The sequence below is a fragment of the Catenulispora sp. MAP12-49 genome (assembly GCF_041262705.1).
Lineage (GTDB): Bacteria > Actinomycetota > Actinomycetes > Streptomycetales > Catenulisporaceae > Catenulispora.
Map to the genome: position 1 here is coordinate 85,289 of NZ_JBGCCP010000030.1, position 18,368 is coordinate 103,656.

The following is an 18,368-nucleotide window of genomic DNA, read 5'->3' on the forward strand; positions in this document are numbered from 1 at the left end:
AGCATGTCGAAACAGAAGGAGTCGCCGCAACTGTCCGAGCCCGTGGCCGCGGCATCGGCCGCCGCCCCGACGTGCGAGCCGCTGGCGGACCGCTCGATCTCCACCGCCGACGCGCTCGCGCTCGCGCCCGCGTTCAAGGCTCTCGGCGACCCGATCCGGCTCCAGCTGCTGTCCCAGATCGCCTCCGCGTCCCAGGGCGAGACCTGCGTGTGCGACCTGGAAATCGGCTTCGACGTCTCCGGCCCCACCATCAGCCACCACCTGAAGGTGCTGCGCGAGGCCGGCCTGATCGAGGGCGAGCGGCGCGGGACCTGGATCTACTACACGGCCGTGCGCGAGAAGATGTCCGCCCTGGCCGGGCTGCTCGTCGTCGCCGAGCCCGCGACGGCGGACGCCTGACCGGGATGCCGCTGCCACACCGGAACGGCCCGCGGCCCTTAGGGTTGGGAACGTGAGCGGGCTCGGCGCGGCGTGGTACCGCTCGATCAAGACGGCCTCGCGGTCGGGCATGCGGGTCGAGCGGGCGTTCAACGACCCGTCGGCCGCGCTGCGCTCCGGGCTGGGCGTGGCGATCGCGCTGTTCGGGGCGCTGGCCTGGCTCGGCCCGGCGCACGCGGTGCTGCCCGCGCTGGGGGCGCAGCTGACCGGGATGACCAGCATCCTGCCCGGGTACCGGCGCGGTCCGGGGCTGGCCGCGGTGACCGCGCTCGGGCTGTTCGCCAGCGCGTTCGTGGGGAACGCCGTGGCGCCGTGGCCCGCGCTGTTCGTCCTCGTACTCGCGGTCTGGGCGTTCGGGGCCGCGATGTTCTGGGCGCTGGGGACGGCGCCGGGGATCGCCGCGTCCCTGACGGTGCCGGTGATGCTCACGATCGTGCGGCCGCCGCGCGACTTCCACGACGCCGTCGAGTTCGCACTGCTCATCGGCGGTGGCGCGGCGGTACAGGTGGTCCTGATCGTGATCTGGCCCGACCGGTCCTGGAACGCGCAGCGCACCGCGCTGGCCGACGCCTGCGCCTCGGTCGCCGACTACGCGCGCCGCCTGAGCCGCGACCCGGACGCGGTCTTCGACCCGAACGCACTGGCCCAGGCCCGGGCCGCCGCCACCCTGACCCAGCGCCAGGCGCGCCGCCGGCCCGTGGAGCTGTCCGGCATCCGGGTGCTGATGGACGAGGTGCGCGCCGTGCTGGCCGCGCTCGCGCGCCACGGCAGCGGCAAGGGCAACAGACCTGGCCTCGGTGGCAGCAGCAACGGCAACAGCGACAGCGGCGGCAGCGGCAGCCGGAATCCCGATGGCGAGCGGGAGCAGGTGCGCGACCTGCTCGACGCCGCGGCCGGGGTGCTGGACACCGCCGCGGCCTCGATCCGCACCGGCTCGGTGGTGCCGCCGTCGACGGCGCTGCTCACGGCCATGGAGCGGGCGGCCCGGGACAGCCTGGTCGGGGAGGCCGCCCAAGACGCGGCCGAGAAGCTGATCGAGCTGCTGACCCAGATCGACGCGGTGCTGCGCGAGACCGATGAGGGCGAGGAAGGCACCGACGGCGTGCCGAAGCGCCGGGGCATCCTGGTCCGCCCAGACGTCCGCCAGCGTCTGGCCGAGGCCGGCCGCACGGTCCGGCACGAGCTGCGCCTCGAATCCCCGATCCTGCGGCACGCGCTGCGCGTGGCCGTGGTGGTCGCGGTGACCGACGGGATCACCAAGGTGCTGAACGTGCAGCACGGCTACTGGGCCGCGCTGACCGTCATGATGGTGATGCGCCCGGACTTCTCCCAGACCTTCAGCCGCGGCGTCGCCCGCTTCGCCGGCACCCTGGTCGGGGTCGCGCTCGCCTCGGCCGTGGTGGAGCTCACCCACCCCGGCCCCTGGGTGGCCGCGGTGCTGGCCGTGGCCTGTACCAGTGCGCTGTACCTGGTGATGCAGTCCGGCTACCTGGTCGCCAGCACCCTGATCACCGCCTACATCGTCTTCCTGCTCTCGATGGACGGCCTGGCCCTGGCCAGCACGGTGCGCGAACGCGTGGCGCTGACGCTGCTCGGCGGACTGATCATCTTCACCTCCTACGCGCTGTGGCCGTCCTGGCAGACCGTCACCCTCGCCGGGCGGCTGGCCGATCTGATCGACACCACCGGCGTCTACGCCGCATCGGCGGTCGAGGCGGTCGCCGTGCCGGGACGCGGCAGCCGCAGACGGGCCCGCGAGGCCCTGCTCAACTCGCGTGACGCATACCTGGCGCTGGAGTCGGCGGCGATCGCGGCCGCCCAGGAGCCGGTGCGCGACCGCGGGCCGAGCCGGGAGGGCCTCACGCGGGCCCACCGTGCCCTGGCCCGCCTTTTCGAGGCGGCCGTCGTCCTGCAGACACACCGACCCGCCGACGACGAACCGTCTGGGCCGGCAGCGGCACCGGCGGGCACAGAGTTCGCCCACACCTTGCGCGACGCGCTTCTGGCCACCGCCTCGCAGGTCCGCCACGGCCAGACCGTCGACACGGCGGATTTGGAGGGCGCGCTGCGGACCTGGAGAGCGGCGAACGACGGCACGCCCTCAGCGGTCCTGCGGGACGTCGCCCACCTCGCCGCCGAGGCGAATCACTTGCAGGAACTGCTGGTCACGCTTGATACCGCGAGATGAGTGGTGCCGCCGTGGGCCCGCAGGTCTGCCGGGGACACGCCCCAGTGCCGCTGGAACGACTCGCTGAAGTGCCGGCGGTCGAGGTAGCCGCAGGAGCGGGCGATCGCGGCGATCGGGGTGTCGCGGTGTCCGGGGTCGCAGAGCAGTTGGGCGGCGGCTTCCAGGCGGCAGCGGGCCAGGTAGGCATGCACGGTGCAGCCGGCGAACTTCCGGAACAGCCGGGCCGCGTGCCGCTCGCTGAGGTGCACCTGGGCGGCGACCTCCGGCATGCGCACCGGCCGGTGGTAGTTGTCGTGCAGATAGCGGATCATCGTGGTCACGGTCGGCCCACCCGGCGTGGCAGGAGCCTGCCGGGACGGGGTGCGGGACGGGGTTCGGGACGGTGGTTCGCTAAGGGCCCGGGCGCAGGCGACGACGAGCGCCGAGGCGAGCGAGCCGATCATCTCCGCGCTGCCGGGCCCGGGCTCGGCGGCTTCCCGGGCGAGCTGTAGCAGGATCTGCGGGACGGGCCCGTCGGCGACGTGCGCGATCCGGTGCTCTCCGGTGGTGAAGGCGTCCATGAGGTCGGCGGCGTCGGTGCCGGCACCCTTCGTGGCCCCGTCCTGGAGCACTGCCCACGACCAGTAGACGATGCCCATGGGGTCCGACTCATCGGCGACGATGTCGTGCACGTCGCCGGGTCGGGCCAGGAACAACTCCCCCGGACCGATCGGCCGCTCGGTGCCGCCGACGCGGAACGTGCCGTGTCCGGCGTAGGTGTAGCAGAGCTCGTAGCAGGAGTGCACGTGCGGGAAGTTGCGCCACGGCTCGGGGGCGTAGAAGCCCCAGTCGACGAACTCGATCCGGCGGCCGGCGAGGCGGGCCCCGACCCGTTCGGCGCGGAGCAGGCGCAGGGCCGCCCCGGAACGGCGCAGGCCGTCCGCCGTCTGGTCCGTGCCCGGGGCCCGGGCCTCGCCGCCGCCGGTGCTCACGGGCGGCGGCCGGTGGGGTCGACGCCGCGCAGGATCATGCCTTGGCCCAGGGACCACTGGTGCTCGTCGGTGGTGGGGCGGTCCTCCGGGTCGCGGTACTGCACGAGCCAGGTGACGCGCTCCTGGTCGGAGGTGTTCAGGCCGGAGCCGTGGACCGTGAGGTAGGTGAAGAACAGGACGTCGCCGGCCTCGGCGGGGCAGGGCACGGCGTCTGCCAGCGGCCACTGGTCCGGGGACAGGTGCCAGCTTCCGTCCTCGATGTGCTCCAGGGGGCCTTCGCGGTGGCTGCCGGGGACGACGCGGACGCAGCCTTGCTCTTCCGAGGCGTCGCTGAAGTGGAAGATCGCCGCCGCGACGGAATCCTTGGCGTGCGGGAAGAAGGGGTGGTCCTGGTGCATGGGGAACGGGGAGCCGTTCTCCGGCGGCTTGACGAACATCTTGGTGTGGTGGAGCTGCACGTTGGGGCTGCCGTTCAGGGCCGCGGCGGTGTCGGTGAAGCGGCGGTCGACGAGCAGCCGCGCGAAGGCGGCGGAGTGGAACTGCGTGTCGTGGCAGTGGCGCAGCCGGGTGGCGCCGGTGTGGGTGCCGGTGCCGGCGGCGGCTTCCCGGGCGCTGCCCCACGTCGGGTCCTCGGTGTCGTTGAGGCGGCCCAGGAGGTCGTGGCACTCCTGCCGCATCGCGGCGGCCTCGCCGGCGTCGAGGATCCCCTTGACGAGCAGGTAGCCGTGCTCGCGGTAGAAACGGACATCGGCGTCGGTGATCGGGTACCGCGCGGCGCTGGGGGCGGCGGTTTCGGGTGCGTCCTGGATGTGCTGTTCGGCCATGTCTCGACGGTAGGTCGGGCGGCGGCGGCCGCAGAGCGGTTCACCGGCCACGCAGGTGGGGAATCCGGACAGGCTACCGCGCCCGGTGCTGAAGGCAACCCGGCCGTCATGCCCGGCGCAGTACCCGGGGATCCGGGGGCGGCCCCAGCCGGACCGCCCCGACCGGCCGCTCCGATCGGGCATATTCGAACCCTGTCGCCCTGGCTACTGTGAATCACCGCTCGGCAGCCCGCTCCCGGCGCCGACCGCCCAGATCGGAGTATGCCGGTGCACGATGTCGCGACCTTCCCCACCAAGACCGCCGCATCGCCGGCGTCCCGGGCCGAGTGCGCCGCGCTGGACGCCGCCGACCCGCTGGCCGCGGCGCGGGCCGAGTTCGTCCTGCCGGAGGGCGTCGTCTACTTCGACGGCAACTCGCTCGGCGCGCTCCCCCGGCGCACCATGGCCGGCGTCACGCGGATGGTCGAGCAGGAGTGGGGGCAGGGGCTGATCCGCAGCTGGAACGGTGTGGACTGGTACCCGATGCCGCACACCATCGGCGAGCGGGTGGCCCCGCTCATCGGGGCCGGGCCCGGGCAGACGGTGATCTGCGACTCCGTCTCGGTCAACCTCTTCAAGATCCTGGTCAGCGCGTTGCGGATGCGCCCCGGGCGCACCGTCCTGGTCTCCGAGCTCGACATCTTCCCGACCGACCTGTACATCGCCGAGGGCGTGAACCGGTTGGTCCCGGGCACCGGACGGCGGCTGATCGGGCGGGACGGCCCGGACCTGGAGTCAGTGCTCGGCCCGGACACCGCCGCCGTGCTGCTCTCGCACGTGGACTACCGCACCGGGCGCCTGCACGACATGGCCGCGATCACCGAGCAGGTGCACCGGCACGGCGCGCTGATGGTCTGGGACCTGTGCCACTCGGTCGGCGCGCTGCCGATCGAGCTGGACGCGTGCGGCGTGGACTTCGCTGTCGGGTGCACCTACAAGTATCTCAACGGCGGCCCCGGATCCCCGGCCTTCCTCTATGCCGCGACGCGCCATCAGGACTCGATCGACCAGCCGCTGCTGGGCTGGTCGGGACACGCCGACCCGTTCGCCCTGGAACCCGGGTACACCCCGGTTCCCGGCGTGGGCCGCTTCCTGGCCGGCACCCCGCCGATGCTCAGCTTCGCCGGGCTCCTGGCCGCGTTGGAGGTGTTCGAGGACGTCGACCTGCACCAGGTGCGGGCCAAGAGCCTGGCGCTGGCCGAGCTGGTCATCGCGCGCGGCGACGAGCTGGGGCTGGACCTGGCCACGCCGCGCGAGGCCGACGCGCGCGGCAGCCACGTCACCTTCCGGCACGAGCACGGCTACCAGGTGGTGCAGGCGCTGATCGAGCGCGGGATCATCGGGGACTTCCGCGCCCCGGACCACATGCGCTTCGGGCTGACCCCGCTCTACACGAGCTTCTGCGAAGTCTGGGACGCCATGGACGAGATGGCCGACATCCTCGCCTCCCAGTCCTGGCGCCACGAGCGGTTCCAGCGGCACGGCACCGTCACCTGAACCGCCGCGGTGGCCCTGCCTGAACCGCGTGCCTGAACCGTCTCGGCGGCCCTGCCTGAACCGCCTCGGCAGCCCTGATCGACCGGTCCGACGGGGCGCCCATCCCGGGCTGGTCGAGCCCTGAGATCCACCGTTGACTGACAAGCCGGACCCGCCCGGGGCGGACTGCGAGCGGAGGCGGATGGCGATGTCGACGGCGATACCGAGGGCGGTGTCGGTGGACGGGCCCGGCCTGGAACGGGATCTGGCGGCGTGGTCGGCGGCCCCGGAGCCGGCGCGCTTCCCGTACCTGCCGGTGGTCGGCGCGTACCACGCGGTCGGCAAGCACTTCGTCGCCGCGAGCGTGCTCAAGCACCTCGACGTCGCCCGCTCCGCCCTGTCACAGACTACTGATATTCAGACCCCTGATATCGACCCGGAGACCCCGCGGCTCGCCGCCTTCCTGGACGTCCTGCTCGACAAGTTCGACGAGCGCTATGACTACCAGACCTACCTGGCCCTGAGCCTGCTGCCGATGCCCGACGGCGGCGAGTCGCCCCTTCAGGCGGCGACCGCCGGCGATGCGCAGCGACAGCACGACCGGCTGCTGGTCCAGCTCGGCACCGACGCGCTCGCCTTCGAGCTGGCCGCCTTGGACGGGGACACCGGGCTGTTCCCGCACCTGCGCCCCGATCCGCCGGTCGCAGCCAAGCGGTGCCGCCTCGGACTGCGGTCCCTGGGACCGGCGCTGGAGCGGCTGAGCCTGGCCGAGGATCTGGAGCCCGCGCTGCGGCCGGGCCGGCAGGGCGACCCGCTGTCCGCCGCGCGGCAGATCTGCGCGCGGGTGCGAGCCGACGCCTCGCCCGGGGAGCGGCGCGTCGTCGACCTGTCGGTCCTGCCGGTGTGGACCTCGCACGACGAGTACCTGTTCATCAGGGTCCTGCAAGCCTTCGAGACCCGGTTCGCCCTGCTGGCCGTGCGGCTGCGGGCGGCGTTGGCGGCGCTGGCGATCGGACGCCCGCGCACGGCCGCCGCCGAAGTCCGGAACGCGCAGGCCGGCCTGGAGGAGTCGTTCCGACTGTTCTCCCTGCTGGCGACCATGCAGGTCGCCTCGTTCCAGGAGTTCCGCCGCTACACCGAGGGCGCCAGCGCGATCCAGTCCCGCAACTACAAGCTCGTCGAATCGCTGTGCCGCATCCCCGACGAGGACCGGCTGGACTCGGCGGCGTACCGCTCGGTGCCCGAACTGCGGGAACGGGTACTCCAGGGCCAGCCGAACCTCGACGACGCGGTCTGGCTCGCCTGCCGCGCCAACGAGCTGACGCCCGCCGAACGCGAGGACGTCACCGGCGCGCTGCACGGCTTCGCCGCGCGCGTGATGCAGTGGCGGCAGACGCACTACAGCCTGGCGGTGCGGATGCTCGGCGACCGGCCGGGGACCGGGTACACCGAGGGCACGCCGTATCTGCGGCAGGCGCGTGGCATCCCGGTGTTCCAGAAGACCGACCAGAAGTCCGACCCGGGCCGCTAACGCACGTACATCAAGCCCTTCTGCAGGACGAACGCCACCGCGACCGTCCGGTTCGGGCAGTTCAGCTTGGCCAGCACCGCGCCGACGTGCCGCTTGACGCCGTGCTCGGACATGCTCAGCCGGCGGGCGATCTCCTTGTTGCTCAGGCCCTCGACCAGCAGCTCCAGGACCTCCAGCTCGCGCGGGGTGAGCAGGAACTGGCGGCGGATCGGCTCGGACTCCACTGAGCGCAGGCGCGACAGCAGTCCTCGCGCCAGCGAGGGCGGGACCGGTGCCTGGCCGCGCGCCACGCGGACCAGGGTGTCGGCCAGGGTGGCGGCGGTGAGTTCGGTTTCGAGCAGGAAGCCGTCCGCGGGCATCGCCACGGCCTGGGCCACCACCTCGTGGGTGGGCAGGTCGTAGTCGCGCAGGACCACCAGGGTCCTGGCATGGCCGCGGGCCGCGCCGGCGGCCAGGGTCTCGAAGTCGCCGTGGGGCAGCGGGGGCGAGGTCACCACGACACCGATCCGTTGGAGTTCCACCTGGGTCACCGCCTGCACCGGATCGGCGCACTCCTGGACGTGCTCCACCCCGGGGAGACGGGCGACCATCGCCGCCAGTCCTGACCGCATCAGCTCGGTGCCCGCGGCGATCAGGACACGCAAAGCGCCTCCCGCGGACGGCCCGCGGCCTGTGACACCTGCCCCGTATCGACCATGACGGACTCCTTACCGGAAATCTTCATCGACCCGGGGGCGAGGACTCGATCACGCGCCGTGAACGCGACCATTGTTACCCCCTCTCCCCCGCTTTGTCAGTACTCGAGGACGCTCCGAGGGAAATTGCCGACCCGCTCGAGCGCACCTGTCGGGGTACCCGTTCGGGGCGCCGGTGTGAGTAGCCGCTTGGGGATGTTCGGCCTTGCCGATCACTCCGTACGATGCGGAAACCGCAGGACCCAGCGACGAAGGGCAGGGTGGCGCGCATGCCGGTGCACTCCGCGCCGACCAGGTCCGAGCCGGGCGTTCCGGCGCGGCCGGTCGCCGAGATGAGCTACAACGAGCTCAACCAGATCGACCTCTTGCTCACCCTCCAGCAGCCGATCCCCGGCGCCCCGGACGCGCTGTTCTTCGTCGCCGCGCACCAGATCACGGAACTGTGGTTCAAGGTGATCGTGCACGAGCTCGACGGCGCGCGCCGAGCGATCGACGCCGACGCCCTCCCGGAGGCGCGGCGCCGGCTGGCCCGCGTGGCGCGCGGCGAGGAGGTGCTGGTGAGCCATCTGCGTGCGGTCGGGACCATCACCCCCGGCGATTTCGCGCTGCTGCGCGCGCAGTTGGGCACCTCCAGCGCCTATGAGTCGGCGCAGTTCCGCGAGATCGAGTTCGTCTCGGGCCGCAAGGACCCCCGCTTCCTGGACGGTCCGCGGGTGACCGAGGCCGAGCGCGTCCGGTTGACCGCCCGGCTGGCGGAGCCCTCGCTGGCCGATGCCTTGGAGGCGCTGCTGGACCGGCGCGGCCGGCCCGATCTCGCGCGGGTGATCGCCGGGGACGCCGATCCCGAGCTCGGCGCGCTGATCGAGGCGCTGATCGAGCACGACGAGGGCTTCGCGCGCTGGCGGCACGGCCACGCGCTGATGACCGAGCGGATCATCGGCTACCGCGACGGCACCGGCGGGACCGGCGGCGTGGACTATCTGCGCGCCACCGTCGGCGAGCGCTTCTTTCCGCAGCTGTGGGCGGCGCGCTCCGCGGTCTATGACTCCTGACATAAGAACCCTGTTTTTTTGAGGCGCCCCCAAGGCGGCACCAAGGCACCACCAAGGCACCACCGACACGGATAGGTGAGGCGAAAGCCGATGAGCGACACCCCCGCCGGCACCCTCGGCGACCTCCCCGACCTGGCCGCGGACAAGCACGGGCAGACCGCGTTCCTGTGCGACCAGCCCTGGCTCGGGTACGGCGGGCCGGTGCTGGACGTCGCCGGCTTCGCGCACGCCGTCCACGACTACGCTGACCGCTTCTGGGCCGCCGGGATCCGCGCCGGGGACACGGTGGTCGTGGTGCAGCGCAACCACATCGAAGTGCAGGCGCTGGCGTGCGGGCTGAACCGGATCGGCGCGCTGCCGGTGCTGCTGTCGGTCGGCATCGAGCCGGAGGAGATCGTCGAGTGCGCGGGCCGGCTGGAACAGCCCTATCTCGCCGTCGACGCGGTCGGGGCGGCGCGGCTGGCCGGGCAGACCGCGGCGCTCCAGGGGCTGACCAAGCGGATCCTGTTCCTCACCGAGGGCGGGAACCCGGAGGCACCCGCAAACGAGGCCGCGTCGGCCGAACCGTCCTGGGCCGCGCCGACCGGGGACCGCCAGACGCACCGGCCCTCGCCCCGCGGCGAGGACGACTGGGCGGTGATCACCCATACCTCCGGGACCACCAGCGTCCCCAAGCTCGCCGCGCACTCGACCCGGTCGCTGTACGGCGTGGTCCGCGCCCAGATCGCCGCCTCCCGCGCCTTCGGCCAGGTCGGGCTGTCCGCCAAGCACCTGTCCTTCGTGCACGCCCGGACCTGCTCGATCGTGCTGGCCTTCCTGGAGGTGGCGATGCCGATCCTGGCGATCGGCGACGCCCGGCCCGAGCCGGTCCGGCAGCTGATGCTGGAGCACCGGCCGGACTCGCTGGAGACGCACCCGAACGTGTTCATCCGGTGGGAGCCGGTGGCCGCGCACCCGTCGCGGCCGTTCAGCTCGGTGACCCGGTTCGTCAGCACCTTCGACGCGATCCACCCCCGGACCGTCAAGGCCCTGCTGGCCGGCTCGGACCAGCCCGGCGCCAACTACATCCAGGCCTACGGCCAGACCGAGACCGGCGGCGTGACGGCCCGGCTGGTGACCCGGGACGAGGCGGCCGCCTACCGGCCGCGCAACGTCGGCTCCGCGATCGAGGGCTCCTCGGTGCTGGTGGCCGCCGAGGACGGCTCGCCGGTGCCCGCCGGCCAGGCCGGCGCCATCTTCAGCAAGACCATCGGCCGCTTCCGCGGCTACATCGGCGCCGAATCCCCGGTGGACGAACAGTGGTGGCCGATGGGCGACATCGGCCGGATCAACCCCGACGGCTCCCTGGAGCTGCTGGACCGGCTCGTGGACCACGCCGAGGGCACCGACAGCTTCCTGGAGGTCGAGGACACGGTCCTGGACCGGCTGCCGGAGCTGATCGAGCTGGTGATGCTGAAGGAGGTCGGCGGGCACGACGTCGTCGCGGTGGCCTGTCCGCGCGAGGGCGAGGCCCTGGATCCCGGCCGGCTGCTGGCGGCGCTGCGCGAGACCAGTCTCGGCGCGGTCCCGGTGTACGTCATGGACTTCGACGAGCTGCCGCTCACCGGCTCCTACAAGGTGCGCCGCCTGCTGCTGCGCTCCCGCCTGGTCGCCTCGGGCGCCGCGCCCACGGTCGGGGTGGACGCGTGAGCCACCTGTGGCAGCTCTTCACGGACGCCGCCGAGCACGGCCGGTCCTTGTCCCTGCCGATGCAGGAGGGGCAGCCGGAGTTCACGCTCGCCGAGCTCCTGGAACGCGCCGAGCGGACCGCCGGTGATGTGATCGAGCGGACCGGGGCCCGGACCCGGACCGGCACGCCGCGGCGTCTCGGGGTCCTGATGAACAACGGCGAGCCGTGGGTTCGCAGTGCCCTGATGGCGTTCCGGCTGGACGCGGCGGTCGTCCCGCTTCCGCTGCCGGTCGGTTTCGTCGGCGCCGAGGCCTACACCGCGCACCTGCGGCGAATCGCGGACAGCGCGCAGTTGGACGCGATCCTCATCGACGACAGCCTGGGACCGGCCATCGCCCGGCGGGTCGCGAGCTCGCTGCCGGACATCGTGTTCATCGATGTGACCGAGCCCGGCCCGGGGCAAGAATTGGGGCAGGCATTGAAGCCGCCGGACTTCGCCAATGCGGACTCGACACTCGCGGTGATCCAGTACACCTCCGGCAGCACCTCGGCCCCCAAAGGCGTCACGCTGACGCACGCGAACGTGACCGCGGGCCTGGCGGGCGTGACCGGCGGCCTGGGCTTCACCGACGAGGACTGCTTCGGCGTGTGGATCCCGATGTTCCACGACATGGGCCTGTTCACGGTGCTCAGCAGTCTGGCCCGGGGCAACTCGGTCTGCCTGTGGCGGCCGCGGGACTTCGTGCGCCGTCCGATGCTCTGGCTCGACAGCTTCGCGAAGTCCTCGGCCACGGTGATGGCGGCGCCGAACTTCTGCTACGACCTGCTGGTCGCCGCGGTGCGCCAGGATCCGCCGGCGGAGCTGGACCTGGCGAAGTGGCGGGTGGCGTGCAACGGCGCCGAGCCGGTGCAGCGGCGCACGGTCGAGGCGTTCCAGGAGGCGTTCGCGCCGTACGGATTCCGGGCCGCGACCATGGAGCCGGTCTACGGGATGGCGGAGGCCACGCTGATCGTCTCGGCCAGCGACCTGTCGGCCCCTTGGCGCGCGCTGAGCGTGGACCGGGACCGGCTGCAGATCGGCGACGCGGTCCTGATGCTGCCGGACGACGCGGCCGGCGCGCGCCCGGTCGTCTCGTGCGGGAAGGCCGCGCCGGGACTGCGGCTGCGGATCTCGGCGGCGGACGGCTCGGTGGTGGACGGCTCGGCGCGGATTGTCACCGACCAGGTCGGCGAGGTTCAGCTCAGCGGACCGGCCGTGACCGGCGGCTACCTGAACCTGCCCGCCGAGCAGCAGCCGTTCACCGCCGACGGCTGGCTGCGCACCGGCGACCTGGGCTTCCTGCACGACGGCGAGCTCTACCTCGTCGGCCGGGTCAAGGACATGATCACCGTGCGCGGCCAGAACTTCTACGCCGAGGACGTCGAGGAGATCGTCCGCACCACGCTGGCCGCCGAGCAGCCGGGCGCGGGCGTCCTGCGCAGCGCCGCGATCCCGTGGACCCTCGATGCGGCCGCCGGCGGCGAGGTCGAGCGCATGGTCGTGCTCTGGGAGACGGCGCTGGCCGGGCCGGAGTCCGAACGGCTCGCACGCCTGGCCGCCGACCAGGTCCGGCACCAGCTCGGCCTGGACGAGGTGTCCGTGGTCCCGGTGCCCACGGCCGCGATCCCGCACACGACGTCCGGCAAGGTCCAGCGCCACGGGGCGCTCGGCCTCTACCGGAGCCTGGCCGACGACGCGACGAAGGGGTGACGCCATGATCGGCTCGCCGGAGGACACCGACCATCTCGCCGTGGTGTGCGCGGCGCTGGCCGCGGAGGCCGACCCGGACCTGGAGGGGATCGACCCGGACTGGCAGCTGACCATGATCCCCGGGCTGGAGTCGGTCAAGGCCCTGCGGGCCGTGGTGCGGATCGAGGACGCCTGCGGGATCGCGATCCCCGACGACTTCCTGTTCGAGACGAACACCGTGCGGCAGCTCGCCGACCTGGTGGCGCGGCTCGTGGAGAAGTCCCGGTGACGCCGTCGCGGCTGGAACCGATCGAACGGTTCGAGCGGGTCCCGAGCGAGTTCGCCCGGTACGCCGTAGACCTGGAGGCCGCCGCGAGACTGCTCGGGCTGAGCACCGAGCGGACGGCCGAACTGGCTCCGGAGGCGCTGCCGCACGAGACCGACCCCGAGCGCGGGCCGATGTTCGACTACGTGGACGTCATGAACCTGGCGCTGTTCGCGGGCACGTCGCGCGACAGCATCCCCGAACTCGCGCTGCGCTTCCTGCTGCGGTTCGCCTCCGGCGCGCGGCCGAGTTGGTACGAGCCGCGGCATTGGTTGGTGCGGGTGCGCGCGCCGCGTGAGGAGTGCGAAGCCGTGCGGCTGCTGCGCCCCGATCTGGCCGCGCCCGGCGTCGAGGAGATCGACCCGCGGGATCTGCCGGTCGCGACGGCCACGGCCGCGAAGGCCGCGGTCGAGCCGCCGGGCTACGAGGTAGCCGTACGCCTGACCGGCGCCGAGGCGACGGTCGGCGAGCCGGAGGTCCAGGCGATCTACGACGACATGCTGGAGTCCTTGTTGTCCGGCACGGTGGTCTACCAATCCGTCAGCGAAGAGCTGCGCATGCTGCACGAGCGCGCGTGGGATCTCGGCATGGCCGATTGTGTGGTGGTCAGCAGGCTGCTGGCGCAGCGGCTGCGGGAGGCCGGCTATCAGGCACGCGCCCGACGCGGCTATCTGCTCGGGCTGGTCGGCAGCGACCACTCCTGGTGCGAGTACTTCGAGGACGGCCGCTGGAAGACCCTCGACCTGGTGTTCGCGTTCCTCGCCGGCGGAGCGGGGCACCGCCGGATCCAGGCCTCGCCGGAGTTCGCCGCCGCGTGCCGGGGCGGACGCTTCAACCGGCTGCTGCCCTGCGAGTCCGAGGAAGCCAGCGCCCTGATCCTGTCCGGCGGCGAGCCGGCGCCGCCGTGGGCTCTGGCCGGTGTGAGCGCACACCCCTGGGAGTCGTGATGGACGAGGTCCGGATCAAGCAGGCGCGCGAGATCGTGCGCGAGAACCTCGACCACCCGGCGCTGCTCGACCAGATCACCGACGAGGAGGACCTGGTCACCGCCGGGGTCAACTCCGGGGAGATCATCCGGGTCGCGCTGGGCTGCGAGAACCACCTGGACCGGCCGCTGACCGACCTCGAGCTGAGCCGGATCACCTCGGTGCGCTCGGTCGCCAACCTGCTGGCGCAGGACTCTGATTCTGTTACGCCGTTGGAAACAGGGGCCTGAGATGTGGCTCACGGATGTGCTGGACCGCAATCGCGTACGGTATCCCGACCGCGTCGCTCTGCGCGACCGCCGACGCGAGGTCAGCTGGACCGCGCTGTACGCCGAGATCGGCGCGTTCGCCCGGGAGCTGACGCGCAGCGTGCCGACCGGCAGCCGGATCGCCATCCTCAGCGGCAACAGGCTGGAGATGATCGAGGCGTATCTGGCCTGTGCCGCCGCGGGAGTGATCGCGGTGCCGGTCAATCCGGCGCTGACCGCTCCGGAACTGGCCGGGATCCTGGAGGGCGTCGAGCCGGCACTGGCCGTGGCCGACGAGGCGGGGCGGACTCGGCTGGCCACCGAGCATCCGGGCCTGAAAACCGTGGCGATCGAGCAGGTGGCCCAGTTCGCGGCGGCGGAGGCGGAGGCCGACTCGCTTCAGGCTGCTGATCCACTGCCGCGCGCCGGCTCCCTCACCGAGCCGTTCGCGATCATGCACACGTCCGCCACCACCGGGCGCCCCAAAGGTGTCGTCGTCGATCAGCGGTCTGTGCAACTCAAAGCTCTGTCTTGGCTCGCTGAAGTCCAGTGCGGTCCGGACACCGTGTTCCTCGACGCGTGCCCGCTCTTCCACGGCAGCGTCGTCAATGCCCTGGCTTACCTCGGGGCGGGCGCCACCTTGTGCGTGCTGGACGAGTTCACCCCGCAAGGGTGTCTGAGAGCGTTGGAAGAGTGGCGGGTCCAGCACGTCCTGGTCGTACCCTCGATGGTCCGGCTGCTCCTGGAAACCAGGGCGCTGGCCACGACCGAGCTGTCGGCGCTGGACCTCGTCGTGCACGCGGCCGCGCCGATGCCGGCAGAACTGGCCGAGCGGGCCGCGACCGCGCTCGGCGCCGGCCTGATGGCGGTCTACGGCATCACCGAGGGCGGAGGACCCAGCCTGGCGCTGGAGCCCGGCGACCGGCCGGGTCCGGCTCCGGTGACCGGCGCGGCGTGCGTCGGGCTGCCGATGCTCGGCGTCAGCGCGCGGATCGCCCGGGAGGACGGGAGCCAGGCCGAAGCAGGCGAGATCGGCGAGCTGTGGCTCGGCGGGGACGGCCTGATGCTCGAGTACTGGCGCGACCCCGAGGCCACCGCCGCGGTCCTGCGCGACGGCTGGCTGCGCACCCGCGACCTGGGCTGCCGGGACGCCGCGGGCCTGATCTGGCTGGTGGACCGGCGCAACGACCTGATCCTGCGCGGCGGCCAGAACGTCTACCCCGCCGAGATCGAGGCGGTGCTGCGGATGAGCCCGCAGGTGGCCGACGCCGCGGTGGTGCCGGTGCCCTCGGCGGTCTGGGGACAGGCGCCGTTCGCCTTCGTCCAGCCCAGCGTGCCGGGCGCCTTCGACGAGGCCGCCCTGCTCGCGCTGTGCGTCGCGCGGCTGGCCAGCTACAAGCGGCCGGTGCGTTTCGTCGCGGTGGACACCATCGCGCGCAGCCCCGCCGGGAAGATCCTGCGCGGCCGGCTGCGGCAGCAGGCCGAAGCCCTGTCCGCACCGACAACGACATCGACGACACCGACGACACCGACCCCGACAGCAGGCCCCTGATGACCGAGACGACCCTCGCCGACACCGACTGGACCGCCCCGCTCGGCGGCTCGGCCGTGCTGGCCGCCGACTACGACAGCCACGACCAGCAGCTGCTTCGGCTCTACGCGCTGGGCAAGCAGCGCCAGTGGAACTCCGACTCCCGGCTGGACTGGAGCCTGCCGGTCGATCCGGACAACCCGCTGGGCATGCCGGACAGCTTCGTGTGGATCGCCGGGTCGGAGCTGTGGGACCGGTTGCCGCCGGCCGAGCACAGCGTGCTGCGCCGGCACGCGGCCGCCTGGGCCAGCTCGCAGCTGCTGCACGGCGAGCAGTTCAGCCTGGTCGCGGTCAGCAAGATCGCGCAGAGCGCGCCGGAGGCGGACGCGAAGCTGTTCGCGGCCACGCAGATCATGGACGAGGCCCGGCACACCGAGGTGGTCAACCGGCTGCTGACCGAGAAGATCGGCCTGCGCTACGGGCTCACCGGCTCGCTGGCCGGGCTGTTCGACAACGTGGTGCGGGACGCGCGCTGGGACTTCTGCGCGCTCGGCGTGCAGGTCGTGCTGGAGAACCTGGCCCTGGCCACGCTCACCGTGCAGCGGGACCGCACCCGGATTCCGCTGATCAGATCCCTGACCACTTATGTGATGCAGGACGAGGCGCGGCACGTGGCCTTCGGCCGGATCATGCTGCGCCGCACCTACCGCGACCTGACCTCCGCCGAGCTGCGCGAGCGGGAGGAGTTCGTGGTCGAGTCCTGCTGGTCGCTGCGCGAGGGCTTCGTCGGCGAGGCGATCTGGAACACCCTCGACTACGGCGCCCAGGAATGCATCGCCATCGCCCGTACCTCCCCGGCGCTGCGCCAGTACCGGCGGCGGCTGTTCATGCGGATCGTGCCCGCGCTGCGCGACATCGGGCTGTTCGGGCCGGCCGTCCGGGACGCGCTGGAGAAGATGGGCGTCCTGGGCTTCGCAGAGCTCGAAGAATCCCCGGCCGACTCGCTGGACGCCCTGGACGCCGCCGCCGAGGAGCTGGACCGCAGCGAGCGCGCCGCGCGGCAGGCCGAGATCGAGCAGATCGCCGCGCTCGGGGCCGCCGAAACCCCCGAAGCCCCCGAGGACGTCAGGACTCGCCAGACCCGCGAAGATCCCTCCGACCAGGAGCCCAGAAGATGACCACCTCCGCCGCCGTCGCGGATCAGGCCTCCCCCTCCCCCTTCAGCGAACGCACCGCCCGGCGGGCCGTCTGGCTGGTGCTGAGCGCGACCTTCGTCGTCTCCGCCGACATCTCGATCGTCGCCGTCGCCGCCCCGCCGATCCAGCGCGGCCTGCACGCCAGCTCCGGGGACATCGAACTGACCGTGGCCGCCTACCAGATCGCCTACGCGGCGCTGCTGATCACCGGCGGCCGGCTCGGCGACATCTTCGGCCGGCGCGCGCTGTTCACGTGGGCGTTCGCAGGGTTCGTCATCACCTCCGCGGCCTGCGGCCTGGCCACCTCCCCGGGCCAGCTGGTGGCCTTCCGGGCCTTGCAGGGGGTGACCGCAGCGATGCTCTCGCCGCAGGTGATGGCGACCATCCAGATCATGCTGCCGCCGGAGAAGCGGGCCGCCGCGTTCGGCGCGCAGGGCGCGATGCTCAGCCTGGCCACGGTCATCGGGCCGGTGTTCGCCGGGCTGCTGTACTCCGGGAACATCATGGGCCTGTCCTGGCGGCCGATCTTCCTGGTGAACGTGCCGTTCGGGCTGGCCGCGATCTGGCTCGGGCGGCGCTACCTGCCCACGCTGCGCAACCCCGACGCCAAGCGGCTCGACATCACCGGCACCTGCCTGGTCGTGCTTGCTCTGGCCGCGCTGATGACGCCGTTGTCGCTGGGCGAGCAGTACCACTGGCCGCTGTGGTGCTGGCTGAGCCTGGCCGCCTCGCCGCTGCTGATCCTGGCGTTCCTGAAGTCGCAGCAGGTCCAGGAGCAACGCGGCGGCTCGCCGCTGCTGCCGCCGGACCTGTGGCGGGACCGGGCGTTCCGCACCGGGGTCATGCTCTTCCTGCTGGCATTCAGCGGAGTCGTGGCCTTCTTCCTGTACTACTTCACGCTGATCCAGACCGCGTACAACGTCTCCACGCTGTGGGCGGCGGTCACCACCGTCCCGGTCGGCATCGGCACCATCGCGCTGTCCGCGGCCTCGGGCCGCCTGGTGCGCGCCTGGGGAGGACGCCGCGTCGCCTCGGTCGGGGCGGTGGTGTGCTGCCTGGGGGCGCTGTCGATGTTCGTGCCGGTGGTGCTGGCCACGGACTCCTCGCTGGCCCTGTGGTCGATTCCCTCGCAGCTGGTGCTGGGGTCCGGGATCGGCATGCTGTTCGCGCCGCTGCTGTCGGTGGTGCTGGCCGGGATCCGCAGCACGCACGCCGGCGCCGCCGCCGGGCTGCTGGTCACGATGCAGATCGCGGGCGGGGCGCTCGGGGTCAGCGCGATGGGGGTGCTGTTCAATTCGCGGCTGCCCGGCGGGTCGACGGACAACGCGACGCACGGGCAGCTTTCTTCGGCGATGGTCCACGCCATGCTCTACGACCCGTTCTCGTTCCTGGCGGCGCTGCTGATCATTCTGATTCTGCCCAAGTCCATCCGGGCCGCCGGTCGAGCCGCGGGAGCCGCACATGCCTGAA

The 18,368-nt window shown here is 72.4% G+C and carries 16 protein-coding genes; 13 read left to right on the forward strand and 3 right to left on the reverse strand.

The window, feature by feature from the left end; genetic code table 11:
* Positions 1-3: 3 nt before the first annotated feature.
* Positions 4-399, forward strand: a complete 396-nt coding sequence (locus ABIA35_RS37430; RefSeq protein ID WP_370344636.1) for an ArsR/SmtB family transcription factor — start codon at positions 4-6, stop codon at positions 397-399.
* 52 nt (positions 400-451) lie between these two features.
* A complete protein-coding gene (locus ABIA35_RS37435; RefSeq protein WP_370361080.1) occupies positions 452-2,626 on the forward strand; it encodes an FUSC family protein in 2,175 nt (724 codons plus the stop codon).
* On the opposite strand, the gene ABIA35_RS37440 is transcribed toward ABIA35_RS37435, so the two are convergent.
* Positions 2,584-3,597 (reverse strand): helix-turn-helix domain-containing protein, encoded by a 1,014-nt coding sequence (locus tag ABIA35_RS37440; protein WP_370361081.1) that lies wholly within the window; start codon positions 3,595-3,597, stop codon positions 2,584-2,586. The genes ABIA35_RS37435 and ABIA35_RS37440 overlap by 43 nt on opposite strands.
* Complete coding sequence (locus ABIA35_RS37445; protein WP_370344640.1) at positions 3,594-4,421, reverse strand: phytanoyl-CoA dioxygenase family protein; 828 nt, start codon at positions 4,419-4,421, stop codon at positions 3,594-3,596. Before ABIA35_RS37445 ends, ABIA35_RS37440 begins: the two co-directional genes overlap by 4 nt.
* Before the next feature lie 261 nt (positions 4,422-4,682).
* Here ABIA35_RS37445 and kynU point away from each other — a divergent pair, with 261 nt between their 5' ends.
* Complete coding sequence (gene kynU / locus ABIA35_RS37450) at positions 4,683-5,957, forward strand: kynureninase (RefSeq protein ID WP_370361082.1); 1,275 nt, start codon at positions 4,683-4,685, stop codon at positions 5,955-5,957.
* A 187-nt stretch (positions 5,958-6,144) separates the two neighbouring features.
* Positions 6,145-7,467: a tryptophan 2,3-dioxygenase gene (locus ABIA35_RS37455; protein WP_370361083.1), complete on the forward strand. Its 1,323-nt coding sequence runs from the start codon at positions 6,145-6,147 to the stop codon at positions 7,465-7,467.
* Here the strand turns inward: ABIA35_RS37455 and ABIA35_RS37460 are convergent.
* Entirely contained in the window at positions 7,464-8,111 is a 648-nt protein-coding gene (locus ABIA35_RS37460; protein WP_370344643.1) for a LuxR C-terminal-related transcriptional regulator, read from the reverse strand. The genes ABIA35_RS37455 and ABIA35_RS37460 overlap by 4 nt on opposite strands.
* A gap of 320 nt (positions 8,112-8,431) precedes the next feature.
* Between ABIA35_RS37460 and ABIA35_RS37465 the strand changes: the two genes are divergently transcribed.
* From ABIA35_RS37465 to ABIA35_RS37505, 9 genes are all read left to right on the forward strand, one after another.
* Positions 8,432-9,214: a tryptophan 2,3-dioxygenase family protein gene (locus tag ABIA35_RS37465; RefSeq protein WP_370361084.1), complete on the forward strand. Its 783-nt coding sequence runs from the start codon at positions 8,432-8,434 to the stop codon at positions 9,212-9,214.
* A gap of 90 nt (positions 9,215-9,304) precedes the next feature.
* Positions 9,305-10,903 (forward strand): AMP-binding protein, encoded by a 1,599-nt coding sequence (locus ABIA35_RS37470; RefSeq protein WP_370361085.1) that lies wholly within the window; start codon positions 9,305-9,307, stop codon positions 10,901-10,903.
* Positions 10,900-12,633, forward strand: coding sequence for an AMP-binding protein (locus ABIA35_RS37475; protein ID WP_370344646.1), 1,734 nt, complete (start codon positions 10,900-10,902; stop codon positions 12,631-12,633). The genes ABIA35_RS37470 and ABIA35_RS37475 overlap by 4 nt, the downstream gene beginning before the upstream one ends.
* Positions 12,634-12,637: 4 nt before the next feature.
* Positions 12,638-12,901 (forward strand): acyl carrier protein, encoded by a 264-nt coding sequence (locus ABIA35_RS37480; protein ID WP_370361086.1) that lies wholly within the window; start codon positions 12,638-12,640, stop codon positions 12,899-12,901.
* The gene (locus ABIA35_RS37485; protein ID WP_370361087.1) at positions 12,898-13,884 is read left to right on the forward strand and encodes a transglutaminase domain-containing protein; all 987 of its coding nucleotides are present in this window, start codon (positions 12,898-12,900) and stop codon (positions 13,882-13,884) included. The genes ABIA35_RS37480 and ABIA35_RS37485 overlap by 4 nt, the downstream gene beginning before the upstream one ends.
* Positions 13,884-14,153: a hypothetical protein gene (locus ABIA35_RS37490; protein WP_370361088.1), complete on the forward strand. Its 270-nt coding sequence runs from the start codon at positions 13,884-13,886 to the stop codon at positions 14,151-14,153. Before ABIA35_RS37485 ends, ABIA35_RS37490 begins: the two co-directional genes overlap by 1 nt.
* A 1-nt stretch (position 14,154) precedes the next feature.
* On the forward strand, positions 14,155-15,723 hold the full coding sequence (locus tag ABIA35_RS37495) for a class I adenylate-forming enzyme family protein (protein WP_370361089.1): 1,569 nt from the start codon (positions 14,155-14,157) through the stop codon (positions 15,721-15,723).
* The gene (locus ABIA35_RS37500; protein ID WP_370361090.1) at positions 15,723-16,880 is read left to right on the forward strand and encodes a ferritin-like domain-containing protein; all 1,158 of its coding nucleotides are present in this window, start codon (positions 15,723-15,725) and stop codon (positions 16,878-16,880) included. Before ABIA35_RS37495 ends, ABIA35_RS37500 begins: the two co-directional genes overlap by 1 nt.
* Positions 16,877-18,367, forward strand: a complete 1,491-nt coding sequence (locus ABIA35_RS37505; protein WP_370344652.1) for an MFS transporter — start codon at positions 16,877-16,879, stop codon at positions 18,365-18,367. Before ABIA35_RS37500 ends, ABIA35_RS37505 begins: the two co-directional genes overlap by 4 nt.
* Position 18,368: the final 1 nt, after the last annotated feature.

Bases quoted from the DNA above. Each gene is read 5' to 3' on its own strand.
- ABIA35_RS37470 (WP_370361085.1), top strand. From the start codon at position 9,305: ATGAGCGACACCCCCGCCGGCACCCTCGGCGACCTCCCCGACCTGGCC.
- ABIA35_RS37465 (WP_370361084.1), top strand. From the start codon at position 8,432: ATGCCGGTGCACTCCGCGCCGACCAGGTCCGAGCCGGGCGTTCCGGCG.
- ABIA35_RS37480 (WP_370361086.1), top strand. From the start codon at position 12,638: ATGATCGGCTCGCCGGAGGACACCGACCATCTCGCCGTGGTGTGCGCG.
- ABIA35_RS37505 (WP_370344652.1), top strand. From the start codon at position 16,877: ATGACCACCTCCGCCGCCGTCGCGGATCAGGCCTCCCCCTCCCCCTTC.
- ABIA35_RS37455 (WP_370361083.1), top strand. From the start codon at position 6,145: ATGTCGACGGCGATACCGAGGGCGGTGTCGGTGGACGGGCCCGGCCTG.
- ABIA35_RS37490 (WP_370361088.1), top strand. From the start codon at position 13,884: ATGGACGAGGTCCGGATCAAGCAGGCGCGCGAGATCGTGCGCGAGAAC.
- ABIA35_RS37500 (WP_370361090.1), top strand. From the start codon at position 15,723: ATGACCGAGACGACCCTCGCCGACACCGACTGGACCGCCCCGCTCGGC.
- ABIA35_RS37495 (WP_370361089.1), top strand. From the start codon at position 14,155: ATGTGGCTCACGGATGTGCTGGACCGCAATCGCGTACGGTATCCCGAC.
- ABIA35_RS37430 (WP_370344636.1), top strand. From the start codon at position 4: ATGTCGAAACAGAAGGAGTCGCCGCAACTGTCCGAGCCCGTGGCCGCG.
- ABIA35_RS37445 (WP_370344640.1), bottom strand. From the start codon at position 4,421: ATGGCCGAACAGCACATCCAGGACGCACCCGAAACCGCCGCCCCCAGC.
- kynU (WP_370361082.1), top strand. From the start codon at position 4,683: ATGCCGGTGCACGATGTCGCGACCTTCCCCACCAAGACCGCCGCATCG.